This is a genomic window from Desulfovibrio sp. 1188_IL3213 (assembly GCF_036763145.1).
Lineage (GTDB): Bacteria > Desulfobacterota > Desulfovibrionia > Desulfovibrionales > Desulfovibrionaceae > Desulfovibrio.
Map to the genome: position 1 here is coordinate 1 of NZ_JBAIYR010000005.1, position 16,135 is coordinate 16,135.

The 16,135-nt window shown below is 50.4% G+C and carries 14 protein-coding genes and 1 pseudogene; 14 read left to right on the forward strand and 1 reads right to left on the reverse strand.

All coding sequences use genetic code 11. The features are described from left to right. The 14 genes and pseudogenes from V6C16_RS00800 to V6C16_RS00865 form a co-directional block, all read left to right on the forward strand. Nucleotides 1–686 (forward strand): cupin domain-containing protein (locus V6C16_RS00800; protein WP_333542720.1); only part of this gene is annotated, 686 nt, incomplete at its 5' end. Between the two features lie 57 nt (nt 687–743). Then, on the forward strand, nt 744–1,670 hold the full coding sequence (locus V6C16_RS00805) for a GDP-L-fucose synthase family protein (protein WP_333536815.1): 927 nt from the start codon (nt 744–746) through the stop codon (nt 1,668–1,670). Beyond that, a complete protein-coding gene (locus V6C16_RS00810; protein ID WP_333536814.1) occupies nt 1,648–2,829 on the forward strand; it encodes a DegT/DnrJ/EryC1/StrS family aminotransferase in 1,182 nt (393 codons plus the stop codon). Before V6C16_RS00805 ends, V6C16_RS00810 begins: the two co-directional genes overlap by 23 nt. 12 nt (nt 2,830–2,841) lie before the next feature. Continuing rightward, the gene (gene gmd, locus V6C16_RS00815; RefSeq protein WP_333536813.1) at nt 2,842–3,990 is read left to right on the forward strand and encodes a GDP-mannose 4,6-dehydratase; all 1,149 of its coding nucleotides are present in this window, start codon (nt 2,842–2,844) and stop codon (nt 3,988–3,990) included. A 6-nt stretch (nt 3,991–3,996) separates the two neighbouring features. Continuing rightward, nucleotides 3,997–4,932, forward strand: a pseudogene (locus V6C16_RS00820) (GDP-L-fucose synthase family protein). Nucleotides 4,933–5,195: 263 nt separating this feature from the next. After that, nucleotides 5,196–6,911 carry an ABC transporter ATP-binding protein gene (locus tag V6C16_RS00825; RefSeq protein WP_333536812.1) on the forward strand — a complete coding sequence of 572 codons (1,716 nt, stop codon included), beginning with the start codon at nt 5,196–5,198 and terminating at the stop codon, nt 6,909–6,911. Continuing rightward, the gene (locus V6C16_RS00830; RefSeq protein ID WP_333536811.1) at nt 6,908–7,987 is read left to right on the forward strand and encodes an NAD-dependent epimerase/dehydratase family protein; all 1,080 of its coding nucleotides are present in this window, start codon (nt 6,908–6,910) and stop codon (nt 7,985–7,987) included. The genes V6C16_RS00825 and V6C16_RS00830 overlap by 4 nt, the downstream gene beginning before the upstream one ends. Next, a complete protein-coding gene (locus V6C16_RS00835) occupies nt 7,984–8,823 on the forward strand; it encodes an N-acetylneuraminate synthase family protein (RefSeq protein WP_333536810.1) in 840 nt (279 codons plus the stop codon). Before V6C16_RS00830 ends, V6C16_RS00835 begins: the two co-directional genes overlap by 4 nt. Before the next feature lies 1 nt (nt 8,824). Beyond that, nucleotides 8,825–9,958 (forward strand): FkbM family methyltransferase, encoded by a 1,134-nt coding sequence (locus V6C16_RS00840; RefSeq protein ID WP_333536809.1) that lies wholly within the window; start codon nt 8,825–8,827, stop codon nt 9,956–9,958. Nucleotides 9,959–10,100: 142 nt separating this feature from the next. Further along, the gene (locus V6C16_RS00845; RefSeq protein ID WP_333542721.1) at nt 10,101–11,261 is read left to right on the forward strand and encodes a class I SAM-dependent methyltransferase; all 1,161 of its coding nucleotides are present in this window, start codon (nt 10,101–10,103) and stop codon (nt 11,259–11,261) included. Between the two features lie 12 nt (nt 11,262–11,273). Next, complete coding sequence (locus V6C16_RS00850) at nt 11,274–13,082, forward strand: thiamine pyrophosphate-binding protein (RefSeq protein ID WP_333536807.1); 1,809 nt, start codon at nt 11,274–11,276, stop codon at nt 13,080–13,082. Nucleotides 13,083–13,120: 38 nt separating this feature from the next. Continuing rightward, nucleotides 13,121–13,768, forward strand: coding sequence for a D-sedoheptulose-7-phosphate isomerase (locus V6C16_RS00855; protein WP_333536806.1), 648 nt, complete (start codon nt 13,121–13,123; stop codon nt 13,766–13,768). Between the two features lie 83 nt (nt 13,769–13,851). Then, on the forward strand, nt 13,852–14,595 hold the full coding sequence (locus V6C16_RS00860; protein ID WP_333536805.1) for an SDR family NAD(P)-dependent oxidoreductase: 744 nt from the start codon (nt 13,852–13,854) through the stop codon (nt 14,593–14,595). 17 nt (nt 14,596–14,612) lie between these two features. Further along, nucleotides 14,613–15,410: a radical SAM/SPASM domain-containing protein gene (locus V6C16_RS00865; protein ID WP_333536804.1), complete on the forward strand. Its 798-nt coding sequence runs from the start codon at nt 14,613–14,615 to the stop codon at nt 15,408–15,410. 70 nt (nt 15,411–15,480) lie between these two features. Here V6C16_RS00865 and V6C16_RS00870 read toward each other — a convergent pair whose 3' ends face one another. Next, nucleotides 15,481–16,125 (reverse strand): D-sedoheptulose-7-phosphate isomerase, encoded by a 645-nt coding sequence (locus V6C16_RS00870; protein WP_333536803.1) that lies wholly within the window; start codon nt 16,123–16,125, stop codon nt 15,481–15,483. Nucleotides 16,126–16,135: the final 10 nt, after the last annotated feature.

Genomic DNA, 16,135 nt, shown 5'->3' on the forward strand with positions numbered 1-16,135 from the left:
CGCCCTCCGACTCCATCGACTATGCGGTCATGGAGCAAACGGATCGCGCGGCGGTGGTCCCCCTGTCCACAGGCTGGAGCGACCTTGGTTCGTGGGAGGCGTTCTATCAGGCGGAACAGGGTGACGACAGCGGCAACGTCTGCCACGGCGACGTCATGACCCAAGACGCGGAAAACTGTTATTTTAACGCCCAGCACCGTCTGGTGACGGCCATTGGCGTGCGCGACCTTGTGGTTGTGGAAACGCGCGATGCCGTACTGGTGGCCCCGCGCGAGCGGGTGCAGGAAGTCAAAAACATGGTCGGCCGCCTGCAGTCAGCCCGGCGAACCGAATGCAGACAGCACCCGCTGGTGTACCGCCCCTGGGGCAGCTACGAAACGCTCGTTATGGACGCCCGCTTTCAGGTAAAACGCATCACGGTCAACCCCGGCGCGGAGCTTTCCCTCCAGATGCACCATCACCGCGCCGAGCATTGGGTGGTTGTCAGCGGCACGGCCGAGGTGACCAATGGTGATGCGGTGCACTTGTTCTCTGAAAACCAGTCCACCTACATCCCTGTGGGTACAAAACATCGGCTGAAAAACCCCGGGGTCATCCCTCTGGTGCTTATTGAAATCCAATCCGGTGCCTACCTGGGCGAGGATGATATTGTACGTTTTGCCGATGTGTACGGGCGGGAAGGCTAGCACCTTCATGCCGGGCTTTTTTGATCGCGCCTTTCAGGCGCCATTGCGCGGAGAATCATGACGCAGAGATATTCTATACTGGTAACCGGGGCTGCCGGCATGGTGGGCCGCAACATTGTTGAAGTGCTGGAGCCTGCGGGGTACGAGCTTTTTACGCCGCGCAGCCGCGAACTGAACCTCATGGACAGGTCGGCTGTGGACGCGTTTTTGCAGCGCCACAAGCCCTCGCTCATCATCCACTGCGCGGGCCGGGTCGGCGGTATTCAGGCCAACATTGCCGCACCTGTGGATTTTTTGTACGAAAACATGCAGATGGGCCTCAACATCATCATGGGTGCTTTACAACAGGGTGTGGGCTGCTTTTTGAACATGGGTTCAAGCTGCATGTATCCGGCGCAAGCGCCGAATCCGCTTGTGGAAGATATGGTGCTGGCTGGCAGTCTGGAACCCACCAACGAGGGCTACGCCATTGCCAAATGCGCTGCCACTCGTCTGTGCCAGTACATCAATGCCCAGTATCCCGGCAAAGCCTACAAAACTCTGGTGCCGTGCAATCTCTACGGCAAATACGACAGGTTTGACCTGCGCGCGTCGCACATGATCCCCGCCATTATTCGCAAGATCGACACTGCCGTGCGCGAAGGGCTGGACACTGTGGAAATATGGGGCGACGGCGAAGCCCGCCGCGAGTTCATGTATGCCGAAGACCTTGCGCAGCTGACGCTTATGGCTGTGCAAAAATTTGAAGCCTTGCCCGACCTTATGAACGTGGGGCTTGGCTATGACCATACTGTAAACGACTATTACGAGGCGGTGGCCCGGGTGCTGCACTATCAGGGGGCATTTAGCCATGACCTGGGCAAACCCGCTGGCATGCGGCGCAAACTTGTGGATGTGTCGCGGCAAAATGCCTTTGGTTTTACCCCACGCCATACTCTTGAAGAAGGGATTAAGAAAACGCATGCCTACTACACATCGCTATAACCTCGCCAGCACCACCTGGAATAGTGCGGAAATCGACGCCGCGGCAGCTCTTGCCCAGGCGCAGACCACCAGTATGGGAGAGGCTGTTTTTACCTTTGAAAAAGAATTTGCCGCCTTTGTGGGGGCAAAACATGCGGTTATGGTCAATTCCGGCTCCAGCGCCAACCTTCTGATGACCGCAGCCATGTTCTTCACACGCCCCGAACCCCGCCTCAAGGCTGGCGACGAGATTGTGGTGCCTGCCATCTCCTGGCCCACAACCTACTACCCCTTGCAGCAGTATGGCCTCCGTCTCAAGTTTGTGGATGTGGATATGCACACCCTCAACTATGATCTTGAAGCCCTCGCCGCCGCCGTTTCCGACAAGACGCGGGCCATCATGGTTGTGAACCTGCTTGGCAATCCCAACGATTTTGACGCGATCAACGCCATCATCGGCAACCGCGACATCACCCTACTTGAAGACAACTGCGAATCGCTGGGGGCGACCTACAACGGGCGCTACGCGGGGTCCATCGGCCTTATGGGTACGTATTCCTTTTTCTTTTCGCACCATATTTCCACCATGGAGGGCGGCATGATCGTCACCAACGACGATCATCTGCATGACCTTTTGCTCTGCCTGCGGGCGCACGGCTGGACGCGCAACCTGCAGAAAGAGAATACCCTGTGCGTCAAGTCGGACAATCCTTTTGAAGAATCCTTCCGCTTTCTTTTGCCGGGCTACAATGTGCGCCCGCTGGAAATGGAAGGCGCTATCGGACGCGAGCAGCTTAAAAAACTGCCGGGCTTTTTGGCTGCGCGCAGAAAAAATGCCGAGCAGTTCTTGAAGCTGTTTGCCGACGACCCGCATTTTATGGTGCAGCAGGGCATAGGTTCGCCCTCGTGGTTTGGTTTTTCTCTGGTCATCCGGCCCGGTTCGCCTTTGAAGCGCAACCATGTTGCCGCAACGCTGCTTGACAATGGCGTAGAATGCCGCCAAATCGTTTCAGGCAATTTTGCGACCAAGGATGTCATGCGGTATTTTGATTATTCTGTATCCGGCAGCCTTGCCAATGCCGAATATGTGGACGCCAATGGCCTCTTTATCGGCAACGACCATGTGGACCATACGGAAGATCTCAACCGGGTTCGCACTATCCTTTCATCCCTGGCCTAAGCGAGTGTTATAATGAAAAAAGCTCTTATCACAGGCATTACTGGTCAGGATGGCGCGTATCTTGCCGAATTTTTGCTGAGCAAGGGATACAAGGTACACGGCATCAAGCGGCGTTCGTCCCTTTTTAATACAGACCGAGTGGACCACCTTTTTCAGGACGCGCACACCTGCGACCAGAGACTTGTGCTGCACTACGGCGATCTGAGTGATTCCAGCAACCTTGTGCGGCTGGTGCAGGAAATTCAGCCCGACGAGGTGTACAACCTCGCGGCGCAAAGCCATGTGCAGGTGTCCTTTGAATCGCCGGAATACACGGCTGATGTGGACGCCCTTGGCACGTTGCGCCTTCTGGAGGCCATCCGCATTGCCGGCCTGACCGCAAAAACAAAGTTTTATCAGGCGTCTACCTCGGAACTTTTCGGCATGGTACAGGAAGTGCCGCAAACCGAAAAAACACCCTTCTATCCCCGTTCGCCCTATGCCTGCGCCAAACTCTATGCCTACTGGATTACGGTCAACTACCGTGAAGCTTACGGCATGTACGCCTGCAACGGCATCCTGTTCAATCACGAATCTCCCATCCGCGGCGAAACCTTTGTGACCCGCAAGATCACCCGCGCTCTCTCCCGCATGGTGCTGGGGCTTCAGGATTGCCTGTATCTCGGCAATATGGATGCCAAGCGCGACTGGGGTCACGCTCGCGATTATGTTGAAATGCAGTGGCTTATGCTGCAGCAGGAGCAGGCGGACGACTTTGTGATCGCCACGGGCCGCCAGTTCTCTGTGCGCGACTTTGTCAACACGGCAGCGGCAGAACTGGGCCTGACGCTCACATGGCAAGGTGCGGGCATAGACGAAACCGGCGCCGTGGCGGCTGTGGACGTAAACGAACTGCAACAGGCCGCTGGCAACCGGCAGGGACTGGAATGCCACGTCAAACCCGGCGATGTCATTGTGAGGGTAGACCCGCGCTACTTCCGCCCCACCGAGGTGGAGACCCTGCTGGGCAATCCGGCCAAGGCCAAGGAAAAGCTGGGATGGGAGCCGCGCACGACCTTTGAAGATATGGTGACTGAAATGACACGCGAAGACCTTGCCCTGAGCATGCGCGATGCCGTGTGCAAGGTGGCAGGATTCAAGACGTTCAGCTATAACGAGTAGCTCCGCATGGACAAAAATTCGCTTATTTATGTAGCCGGACATCGCGGCCTTGTGGGCAGCGCCCTGTGCCGCGCCCTGGCGCGTGCAGGCTACAGCAATCTGCTCGCGCGCCCCCATGCGGAACTGGATTTGTGCGTTCAGGCGGCGGTACGGGCTTTTTTGCGCAGCACAGGCCAGATATTGTGGTGCTTGCTGCCGCCAAGGTGGGCGGCATTCATGCCAATGCCACCTATCCAGCAGAATTTATTTAGCAAAACTTACAGATACAGAACAACGTCATTGACAGTGCGTATCGCAACGGCAGCAAAAAACTGCTGTTTCTCGGCTCGTCCTGCATTTACTCCAAGCTGTGCCCGCAGCCCATTAAGGAAGAGTACCTGCTCACCGGATCGCTGGAACCCACCAATGACGCCTACGCCCTGGCGAAGATTGCGGGCATCAAGATGTGCCAGTCCTACCGCAAGCAGTACGGCTTTGACGCCATCAGCGCCATGCCCACCAAACTGTATGGCCCAGGAGATAACTATCACCCGGAAAACAGCCATGTGATTCCGCGCTTATTCGGCGCTTCCATGAGGCCAAGGTCACCGGAGCCAAAAAAGTGACTATCTGGGGCACGGGCAAAGCTCTACGCGAATTCCTCTATGTGGATGACATAGCCGAGGCCTGCCTGTTTCTCATGGAAAACTTTCGGATTTTGAGCACGTCAACGTGGGAAGCAGTGTGGAACATTCCGTTATGGATGTCGCTCATATGGTAGCCCGCGTGGTAGGGTTCAGGGGTGAAATTGCCACCGATGCCGCCAAACCAGACGGCACCCCGCGTAAATTCATGGATTCTGGCAGGCTGCTGGGCATAGGCTGGAAAATTCACACCACCCTTGAGGAGGGCCTGTGCAATACATACAACGATTTTTTGCATCGTCTGCATATATGCAACTAGCTGACATCTAAAGACTATTTTGACAGTCAGCACCACAGCGGGATTGCTTTCCCATTATTTGTATGAAAAATAAAATGGTAACATCACAGGATTAAGCAGAATGTAACATAGTTAGATATATCTATCGTCTCAGGCAAACATTCCTGCTCGAATATTCAGGCAAAATTGTACACAGACTGGTAAGCATGCTCGCCACATCACGAAAATTTTACGCGCTACTTCCTCAGCACAGGCAAAGACAGCTCATATGGCTTGGATTTGCCATGTTTGTCATGGGCTTTATCGAACTGGGTCTGGCTGGCTCCATATCACTTTTGGGGGTAGCTTTGGCTGACCCTGCCAGCTTGAATAAAATAGACCTACTTCGGCGAATTTTTGAGTTTTTGCCCACCATCGGCTCAGAAATGCCGCAGCAGATTCAAATGCTTTTTTTTGTGCTGATACTGGTGTGCACCGCCACTGTGATAAAGAATCTTGCCATTGGTTTTATGACCTACTGGCAGTGCCTTGTCGCGCAAGAGGTAGCCTGGGATATTTCTTTAAAAATTTTCAACAATTATATAGCTGCGCCTTACATTTGGCACACGCAAAATAATCCCGGTGAACTCTTCAATTACTTGAACTGGCGCATCCATAGCAGCACCTTTTTCACGGGACTGTTGCAAAGCCTGAGTCAGGCCGGAATCATGTTATTCCTGTTAGTGGGGGCCTTTACGATGGCTCCTGCCGTATCGGTACTTTTGTATGGTGTTTCTGCGTGTGTGGCACTGCTCATTTATAAAATGGCGCAGCGCAGGGCCCGAGACGCAGGGGCGCGTACAGGGGAACTTAGTGAAATTTCAAGCCGCGTGGCGCATGCGGCCCTGCATGGGATACGCGAGGTCAAGATTTATAATCAACAGCTGGCCTTTATACAAAGCTATCAAAGCCTGGCCCGGCCAACAGCACTGGCTGCGGCGAAACAGGGCGTTTTCCCTCCCCTGCCGCAGTGGTGGCTGGAGTCCACCGGAATGCTGTTATTGCTTTGTGGCGTACTGCTGATGGTTGTGCTGGGAGACAGCGTAGCCAGCATTACGGGCACGCTTACACTCATGGCAGCGGTGTCATGGCGTCTGCTGCCGGCCCTTAATAAGACTGTTGGCGGCGTATTGATGATGAAGGCGCAGATTACGCCGGTCAGCATTCTGCTGCGCAAATGCCTGTCAATCCCCGACTTGCAGGGCGAGACGTCCACGCTGCCTTTCCACCATAGCCTTGATTTGCAACATATTGACTTTACTTATCCAGATAGTTGCAAACCGTCACTGCGAGACATAAACATTACCATTCCCAAGCGAAGCATGGTGGGCTTTATCGGGCTTTCCGGCGCAGGAAAAAGCACCCTGGTAAGTATTTTGACTGGGCTTGTTGTTCCAACATCAGGGAAAATACTGGTTGATGGCAAAGAGGTACATGCCAGCCCGGGTTTTTTGAAAATTGGCTATGTGCCACAAAATCCCTACATCCTGGACGCGACGCTTGCCGAGAACGTGGCCTTTGCTGACTGGGGGAAAGGGCCGGACCAAAAGCGTGTTTTAGAATGTTGCAAATTGGCCGCCATGGATTTTTTGGAAGATTTGCCCCAAGGAATACATACGGTCATGGGAGATAGGGGCGTGCGGCTTTCGGGTGGTCAAGTGCAGCGCGTGGCCATAGCTCGCGCCCTCTACGACACCCCGGACTTACTGCTCTTTGATGAAGCGACCAGCGCACTGGATGGGGCCACCGAGGCGGCAATACAGTCCACCATACTGAGCCTGCGCGATAATATGACCATTGTAATAGTGGCGCACAGGTTGAGTACGGTTGAAGCCTGTAGCCATCTGTATTGGCTGCAAGATGGTCAGGTAGTGAAGCAAGGGAATGCCGCACAGGTATTGCCAGAATATCAGAATTTTTTGAAAAAGCATTTGACGGATGCACGCACAGAGCAGTCATGACACGCAATCAAAAATACAGCCTTTTTATTGAGGACTTGCAACATATCGGGCATAGTCTTGCTACGCATATAAATTTATATGAGAAAAAAAGCATTTTTTTGGTTGGATGCACTGCATTTATGGGCAAATGGCTCATTGATGCCCTGCTGTGGCTCAATGAGCAATATGCGTTGCAGCTCAATCTTACAGTGTTGACGCGCAACAGGAATACGCTTTTATCTGAAATGCCCCATCTGCAAAACCATGATTGCATCCGCTTTCTGGATGGCGGCATAATGGATTTTGACGCTGACGCGCTCCCGCCCTTTGAACTTGCCATACATGGACTGAACCTGCCTAACGATGGCACCTCCTCCTGGGCCGCCCGGCATATGACAACGGCGACACAAGGGACAGAAAGATTGTACAGGCTTGCGGCAGAACGGGGTTGCAAGACAGTATTAATGACATCATCAGGGGCTGTGTACGGCACTGGCCCAGTGGGCGGGACCATGGATGGCAGATTATGCGAAGAAAATGCCCCGCCCAATCCATTTTCCGAACCGCGTGTATATGGCGAAACAAAGCGTTTTTTGGAGTCATATGCCTCAGCACTTGGCGAGCAGTATCATATTACAACAGTAGTTGCCAGGTGTTTTGCCTTTTCTGGGGCACATGTAACACTTGGTGTCAATGCTTTGGGCAGCTTTGTGGCAGATGCTCTGGCAGGTCGCAACATTGTCATCAAGGGTGACGGCACCCCGGTACGTTCATTTTTGTACGGAGCAGACATGGCAGCATGGTTGCTGGTACTGCTGGTCGCAGGACGCCATGCCACGCCCTACAACGTGGGCTCAAGGCACGGCGTCAATCTGAAGCAACTGGCCAAAACTATTCTGCATTGTGCTGGTCTGGATAAAGATGTAGTCGTTGAGGGGACGCCCCTGCAGGGCAATGCGCCGGCTTGCTACGTGCCGGCCATCGCCAGAATCGAGCATGAACTGGAGCTTAAAGAGGGATATTCGCTGGAAGACGGCTTGTATCGCATGTTGGAGTGGCATAATATGCGCCAAACATCATCACGGAGGCTTAAATGAGCGTTTTTATCATCGCAGAGATTGGCATCAACCATAATGGTGATATTGAAATTGCCAAAAAGTTGATTGATATGGCCAAGGGGGCCGGGTGCAATGCCGTTAAATTTCAAAAACGCGACATAGACGTGGTTTACACCAAAGAGTTTCTGGATTCGCTTCGGGAAAGCCCTTGGGGCACCACGCAGCGGGATCAAAAGGCAGGGCTTGAATTCGGCAAGGCCGAATTTGACGTTATCGATGCCTACTGCAAAGAAAGAGACATTGAATGGTTCGCTTCGGCCTGGGATGAGAACAGCCTGGAGTTTCTTGACCAATATGACTGCAAGTACAGCAAGGTCGCTTCGGCCATGACTGTGAGTGAAAGATTTCTGAAGGCTGTGGCCTCGCGCAAAAAGCACACCTTCATATCAACAGCCATGTCAACCATGGACGATATTGGCAAGGCAGTTTCCATTTTTCGAGAAGCAGGGTGCCCATTTGAACTTATGCATTGCGTAGGGACCTACCCCATGAAGGTAGAAAACGCCAATCTGCGCTGCATTGAAACCTTGCGGAACGCCTTTAACTGCAATGTCGGCTACAGCGGCCACGAAACAGGCCTTGCAGTTTCCGTGGGTGCGGTCATGCTGGGCATCACCTCTCTGGAGCGCCACATCACCCTTGACCGTTCCATGTACGGATCCGATCAGGCAGCCAGTGTGGAAGGCGCAGGCTTGCATCAACTCTGCCGGTACACACGAATCCTTGAAGTTGCCATGGGCGATGGCAACAAGCGTATCCTGCCCGAAGAAGCCAAGGTGGCAGAAAAACTGCGTGCGCACTTGAAGGTGGATTAAAATGAACTATCTTGAATCTGTATTTTCTTCAAAAGAACTCGCCGCATTAAAAAAAGCCTGCTTCACTTTTTCTAAAAAGAGCTATGGTTCATTTGCAGAAATTCAGGACAGAGACGTCATTGTTTTTGGTGCTGGCCTGTTTGGCCAAATAGTCGTTGACATGCTATTGCGCGAAGGAATTGTTCCCAAATACTGCATTGACTCTAACCCAGCTAAAATTGGAACTCGTTATCGAGATATAAACATTCTTTCTGTTGAAACTTTGCAAAAAGAATCATATCCACTGGTCATTCTCACGTCTGCGTACGCACGAGAGATGTTTGAACAATGCAAAAAATATAAGGTTGAAACAATTCTTCCTGTTGATTTGCCGCCATCATCCATACCGGCACCGCCGGTTGGCTACCACTTTGATGAAGCAGCTGGCACGGCAGAAATTGCGGAATTGGCCTCATTACTTGATGAACAGTCTCTTTTGGTGCTCAAAAATTTTCTGGCTTTTCAGCTTACTCTTGATCTGAAGTTCATAAAAAAAATATACATCCCCGACCCATATTATGCTCCAGACATGCTTAGTATGGTAAGATACGATGTTTTTTGTGATCTTGGTGCAAGTATTGGTGATACATATAAAGATTTTTTGAAACATACAATCCCTGGGAAAACAGGGCAATATAAATATTATGCCTTTGAGCCAGATTACGATAGTTTTCTGCAGCTTCAAAATACAACAAAAGACGACACCAATGTTGTCGCATCGTTCCTCGCTATTGCGAAATCAGATGGGTTGATGGCAATTTCTGGCTCAGGAATAGAATCCAGTTTGCTTGTCTCTGATAGAGAAAACAGGCGCGAAGTCCAAGTTAAAAGTCTAGACAGTTTTTTTAAAGGGAAAAATCCTCTCCCTACAATACTCAAAGCGGATGTCGAGGGCTACGAGATGGAAGTATTAAGAGGGGCTGACAACTTAATCCGCTCACAACGGCCAGATTTAATTTTTTCTGTGTATCATAAAAAAGAAGATATATACGCCATTCCTCTCTATATTCACAGGCTCAATCTGGGGTATTCCATACATTTGCGGCAACACTCTGAGACATATGGCGACACCGTTGTTTATGCCATTGCAACTTAAACTAGAAAGAATCGGCTATCTTTTATAGATAGAGTGCCGACTAGTTTAAAAAAGTTAGAGTTTTTCCAGCGGTGACTTGAGTGGAATAGTCTCATCATCGTTACTTGAGAAACATGGCCCCTATGGGGAAAAGAACACCTCTATGATTTATCCTTTTGAAAGAAGAACAGATATTCACACGTGTCCAATATGTGCGCAAAGATGTGAAGAGCCCTTTTTCACTTTAGAGTTGCGAGAAAAAAAATTTCTTCCAGAAAAGGTTTTTTTGTATTCTTGCAAGCACTGCAATTTTGTTTTTACAGCTCCTGGTGACCAAGAATGTTATGATCGATATTATGAACACTGTGTAAATGACCAGATGACAATATCAGGTCAGCCACTTCTTGATAAAAACCGTTATGCGATTCAGATCGATACTCTTTCTCCTATTCTCGAAAGTAATTCAACGCTAAAAATTTTAGATATTGGTTGTGGAAGCGGAGGTTTAATGGAAGCTATGGAGCTCAGATTTCCTCAGCATGACTATATCGGCTGTGATGCTTGCCAACAATTTTCCATAAAACATCCTGTTTATGAATTTTCTAATATTAAAAAACATCATATAAAGTTTGATGTAGTGATTGCTTCGCATTTTTTTGAGCACCTTATAAATTTATTTCATTATGATTTAGACTCCATTCTTAATAACTCTGGGATTCTATATTTAGAAGTACCCGACGCCTCGAGATACAAAGATTTCCCCAGAAGAGAATTTCTTTATTATATAGATCGCCTTCATGTTAATCATTTTAGCGTGGAATCATTGCGTAATTTATTGAATAGAATGAACTTTGAAGTAACGCATGCGGGAATCAACCAATTTGAATATAAAGACGGAAAAGACTTCCCAGCACTTTATATTTTTGCAAAAAAACAGCGGAATTCCTCTTTTGAGCCTAAAAGTGAACAACTTGCTTTGTATACTTCTATGTTAACATATATTTCTCAAGAAAAAAGAAGAGCCTTGCTGGGAAAAAGTTTTTTTGAGAATAAAAAAATCGTTGTGTATGGCTTTGGAGACAATTTTTTTAGAGCTCGGGAAAATGGTGGGCCACTACAAGGCGTTACGATTGAAGCCATCGTTGACAAGGCATACAAGGACTTAGGGGCTAGCAAGTATGGGGCAATGTATAAGTTTATTGATTTTCAAACTGCACTTAAAGATTATAAAGACTGCCATTTCATAGTTTGTGTGTCATTTGGCTCTGAACAAATTTGTAATGAATTCAGAAAAAATAACATCATTAACGTTTCTGTGATATAAAATGAGAATCGTATGCGCCTTGCAACTTTCCTTGTAGATCAACTTGCACTCAAGAATATTGACACAGCCTTCCTCTTCACAGGCGGCATGGCCATGCACCTCAATGACGCTTTGGCGTCAGAGTTGCGGATCAATACAATTTGCTGCCACCATGAGCAGGCTTGCGCGCTGGCCGCGGAAGGCTATGCCCATGTGACCGGGAGGCCAGCCCTTGTTCAGGTCACTTCTGGTCCAGGCGCGTTGAATGCCATGACTGGCGTTTTTGGTGCTTTTGTGGACGGCCTGCCCATGATCGTCATCTCCGGTCAGTCCAAGCGCGAAACCCTGTGTGCCACTTATGGTCTTGTGGGACAGTTGCGCCAAGCCGGAGAGCAGGAAGCGCAAATTGTACCCATGGTTCGCTCTATCACCAAGTACGCGGTGTCCATCACTGATCCCACGCGTATCAGATACGAGATGGAAAAGGCCTACCACATCGCTGTTACAGGCCGACCCGGCCCGGTATGGATAGAAGTCCCCGTGGACGTTCAGGCCATGCAGGTGGATGCTGATAGCCTGCCCGGCTTCCATATGCCTGTTATTCCTCCTGCGGATCTCAGTGGGGTTGCCGGGGAGGTGGCTGCCGCCATAGCCGCTGCCGAGCGTCCTCTTCTGGTAGCCGGGCCAGGACTTCGTATGGCTCACGCGGTTGAGGATTTCCGCACTCTGGCCGAGCGGCTACACTGTCCCGTGCTTTGTGCCGGAACGCTGGACATCATTCAAAAAGGGCACCCCCTCTATGCGGGGGGAATGGGTAATGTGGGCACACGTGCGGGCAATATCAATGTGCAGAATGCCGACCTGCTCATCTTTTTGGGCGTGACCATGCACCTGACGATGACCACATACAACTGGAAGGCAATGGGCAAAAATGCCCGAAAGATTGTGATTGAATGTGACGCCAGCGAGTCTGAACGGCCGCAGTATATCGGTGATGAAACAATTGTGGCCGAAACAAAACCATTTGTGCAGGCATTGAACGTCGCCTGCGCCAACTCAGGCGTAAGCGTTGACAACGAATGGCTGGAATTCTGCCGGGAGCGGGTACGCCTGTTGCCCGTAGTTCCAGATCGCCTGCATTCGATGGACCCGCAGGGACGGATCAATCCCTACTGGTTTGCTGAAGAGCTCTTTAAGTGCCTGAAAGACGGAGACGTCGTTGTTCCCGGCAATGCGAGCGCCGGGGTTACTGCGCAGCAGGCGGGAAGCTTGCGCCCTGGGCAGAGGCTCATCGCAAACTTTGGCAATGGCCCCATGGGGATGGCTATACCGGCAGCCATCGGAGCCAGCACCGCAGCACCGGAGAAGCGTATTATCTGCCTTGAAGGTGATGGTAGCTTCATGCTGAATATGCAAGATCTGGCAACAATCAGACAGAACAATCTGCCCATCATAGTTTTTATCTATAATAACAATGGGTATATGTCCATTCGGCAGACCCAGCGCAACTTTTTCAAACGCCAACTTGGGACTGGACCTGATACTGGATTGGGCTTCCCCAACTTTGAAGGCGTGGCTTCCGCTTTTGGGATCCCTTACCGCCGCATCAGTGGTGAGAACTGGCAGGAAGCATTGGCTATTGCCCTTGACCAAAGCGGGCCACTGCTCATTGAGGCCATGCTGGACCCGGAGCAGGGATTCGAGCCCAAGATTTCGTCTCGCAAGCTAGCGAACGGCAGTATGATCTCTCTGCCGCCGGAGGATATGTTTCCTTTTCTGGATCGGGAGGAACTGCAAAAACATCTGCTTTTCCCGCTTGGGGCGGATGAAAGCACAGATTAGCACCGCCACCCTTTTCAACAAATGTCTAGCAGGAAAAGATGATGCGCGAGATCGTCCAACATCATTGGCAAGCGCTTGTTGCGCGTTATCCGGAATGGAAGGTGGCGGAAGATTCTTTTGCCAGGGCCATGCGCATCCTTGTCGACTGCGCCAGCCAAAAAGGCAAAATATTGATCTGTGGGAATGGCGGCAGTGCGGCCGACGCCGAACATATTGCTGGAGAGTTGATGAAGGCATTCATGTTGCCACGTCCTCTCCCGCAGGATTTTCTATGCCGCGTAGAAGATACCTATCCCGCACACAAGCGGGTACTTGCCGCCCTTCAAGGCGGCATAGCCGCAATTCCGTTGGTCTCGGGAGTTTCCCTGCCCACAGCCTTTGCTAATGATGTCAACGCGGAGCTTTGCTTTGCACAGCAGGTTTATGCTTTGGCGCGTCCTGGGGATATTGTGTGGGGTATCAGCACGTCAGGCAGATCGGCGAACGTCAACCATGCCCTGCGGGTGGCACGGCTTCTCTCCTGCCCCACCATAGGTCTGTCTGGCCGCGATGGTGGGGACATGGCAGAATTGCTGGATGTGGAACTTCGTGCGCCCTCTGAGTGTACGCCGCACATTCAGGAACTTCATCTACCCATGTATCACGCGTTGTGTGCGTGTATAGAGAAACATATTTTTACTCAGTAACGCTTCGGATCCTTGGCGGCAAGACATGTTTACCGTCATTATATCAATTCATATCCAACAGTAACTTAATGTGTAGGAAGATCATGTGGCATGATATTTTCTCTCTTCAAGGGAAATGCATATTGTTGACTGGTGCTACAGGGGGCATCGGATCAGCAATATTAAATGTTTTTCTTGAAGCAGGTGCTTTTGTCCTTGCTGTTTCGCGCAACCCACCAGATAACAACCAAAATCCGAACCTGCGCTGGCTTAATTGCGATCTCTCAGATTTATCTTCCACAAAACAGTTCGCGTTAGACTTATACGAGCGCTTCGAAATTGAAGTAATTGTCAACAATGCCTGTCCCAACAATTTGCCTTCACCGCACCCATATGATTTAAAACCATACGAAATAATAAGAAAAATTGGCCTTGATGCCCCCTATATACTCTGCGGCACTCTTGCGCCTTCAATGGCGGAACGCCATAAAGGAAGCATCATAAATATAACAAGTATTAATGCCGAAGCTGCATGGCCCGCCAATCCGGCATATCAGGTAGTAAAAAGTGGATTGAAAATGCTTACAAAAGCCCTAGCGCGAGATTACGGCGCATACGGGATAAGAGCAAATAACGTATGCCCAGGATATGTGCATACAGCGATGACGAACAGCTCTTTTACTTCAGAAGAAAAGTATAAGGAACGTTGCGCAAAGACCATGCTGGGGCGATGGGGCTTGCCAGAAGAAATCGCCAGAACATGCCTTTTTTTAGCGTCTGATGCAGCATCTTATATAACAGGAACTGACGTGATTGTGGATGGCGGCTGGTTAGCAAAAGGTCTATAGATAGTGAGGGTTTATCCATGTTCTTAGCAGGATTGTCAACAATTAATATTGAACTGACCAGCAGGTGCAACAAAAATTGCTGGATGTGCGGCAGGCGCAAGGTTGACAGAGACTACCCAGATCTGGCGCTAGATTACGGAGACATGGATTTCGCGCTGTTACAGCGAATTGCGCCGCAAATTCCTGAAGGTATTACCGTTCAATTTCACCGCGATGGTGACGCTCTGATGTATCCCCGTTTTGGTGATGCAGTCAGCCTTTTTCAGAATCATATCCGCAATATTGTCACTAATGGGAAACTCCTTGTGGAAAAGGCTGACGAGATTATTGACAACCTCGAAACCCTTTCTGTCTCTATTTTCGAAGGCGATGAAGAAGCTGAAAATCAGCGGGAGATTATTGGGCAATTTTTAGCTTTGAAAAAAGACCACAAGCCGTTTGTCACTCTTCGCCTCATCGGCAATGTTGATCCGGCTCCATATGAAGGTTTTAATCAACTCTTTGTGCGTAGAGTCCTGCACGCACCCATGGGAAGTTTTAACTACGTTAAACGATCCCCCACAATCCCTGAAGTTGGGATTTGTTGGGATTTTTTGGGCCACCCCTGTATTAATCGCAAGGGTGATGTCTCTATTTGCGTGCGTTTTGATCCTGAAAGACTTGGAGTGCTGGGTTCGCTGTACGAGCAAAGCCTGGAAGAAATCTGGAATGGTCCCCGACGCGCTACCTGGAAGCAGTTGCATGTGGCCGGCAGAAGGAATGAAATTCCTCTTTGTGCCCGGTGCGAATTCTGGGGGGTGCCCACAGCGCCTTAGAGAGATGAAGGCGGCACCAAACAGTTGGCATTAGTAATCTGATATTTCATCAGGCTACTAATGCCAATTGTCAATAGTTAAATACAATCTCTTCAGTGCAGGCGCAGATGGCATGATATACAGGCAGATGAAGCTCCTGCACGTCCGGAGTGTTTTCTGCAGGCACACGCAACTCCACATCCACCAGTGATGCCATTTCACCACCGCTCTTGCCTGTCAAACCCAGCGTGTGGCAGCCCAGCACCTTTGCCATTTTCAGCGCAAGGTTCACATTGCGCGAATTGCCGGATGTGCTGATTCCCCACACCACATCTCCTGGCTTTGCCAATCCCAGTACTTGCTGGGCAAAACACAAATCGCCGGCGACATCATTGGCAAAAGCTGTGGGCAGCGAAACACCCGAAACCAGAGAGATGGCGGGTATCCCCCTTTGAAGACTTGAAAGATCAAGCATATCACAAGAATATTGCTGACGAATTTTTTCAAGCAACACGCTATCCAAAGGTCGCGGCTTCAAAAAGGCTTTCATAAGCTCACCGACAATATGTTCGGCATCTGCTGCGCTGCCACCATTGCCACAAATTAGAATTTTCCGCCCTTGTGTATAACAATTGACCAGCATAGTGATGGCGGCATTGAAGCTTTGCTCCACCACATGTAGTCCCTGATACTTGCGTATCATATTGCTCAGGTGTGCTTCAATTATTGTTTTCATGTCGGATTCA

Bases quoted from the DNA above. Each gene is read 5' to 3' on its own strand.
- V6C16_RS00805 (WP_333536815.1), top strand. From the start codon at position 744: ATGACGCAGAGATATTCTATACTGGTAACCGGGGCTGCCGGCATGGTG.
- V6C16_RS00810 (WP_333536814.1), top strand. From the start codon at position 1,648: ATGCCTACTACACATCGCTATAACCTCGCCAGCACCACCTGGAATAGT.
- gmd (WP_333536813.1), top strand. From the start codon at position 2,842: ATGAAAAAAGCTCTTATCACAGGCATTACTGGTCAGGATGGCGCGTAT.
- V6C16_RS00825 (WP_333536812.1), top strand. From the start codon at position 5,196: ATGTTTGTCATGGGCTTTATCGAACTGGGTCTGGCTGGCTCCATATCA.
- V6C16_RS00830 (WP_333536811.1), top strand. From the start codon at position 6,908: ATGACACGCAATCAAAAATACAGCCTTTTTATTGAGGACTTGCAACAT.
- V6C16_RS00835 (WP_333536810.1), top strand. From the start codon at position 7,984: ATGAGCGTTTTTATCATCGCAGAGATTGGCATCAACCATAATGGTGAT.
- V6C16_RS00840 (WP_333536809.1), top strand. From the start codon at position 8,825: ATGAACTATCTTGAATCTGTATTTTCTTCAAAAGAACTCGCCGCATTA.
- V6C16_RS00845 (WP_333542721.1), top strand. From the start codon at position 10,101: ATGATTTATCCTTTTGAAAGAAGAACAGATATTCACACGTGTCCAATA.
- V6C16_RS00850 (WP_333536807.1), top strand. From the start codon at position 11,274: ATGCGCCTTGCAACTTTCCTTGTAGATCAACTTGCACTCAAGAATATT.
- V6C16_RS00855 (WP_333536806.1), top strand. From the start codon at position 13,121: ATGATGCGCGAGATCGTCCAACATCATTGGCAAGCGCTTGTTGCGCGT.
- V6C16_RS00860 (WP_333536805.1), top strand. From the start codon at position 13,852: ATGTGGCATGATATTTTCTCTCTTCAAGGGAAATGCATATTGTTGACT.
- V6C16_RS00865 (WP_333536804.1), top strand. From the start codon at position 14,613: ATGTTCTTAGCAGGATTGTCAACAATTAATATTGAACTGACCAGCAGG.
- V6C16_RS00870 (WP_333536803.1), bottom strand. From the start codon at position 16,125: ATGAAAACAATAATTGAAGCACACCTGAGCAATATGATACGCAAGTAT.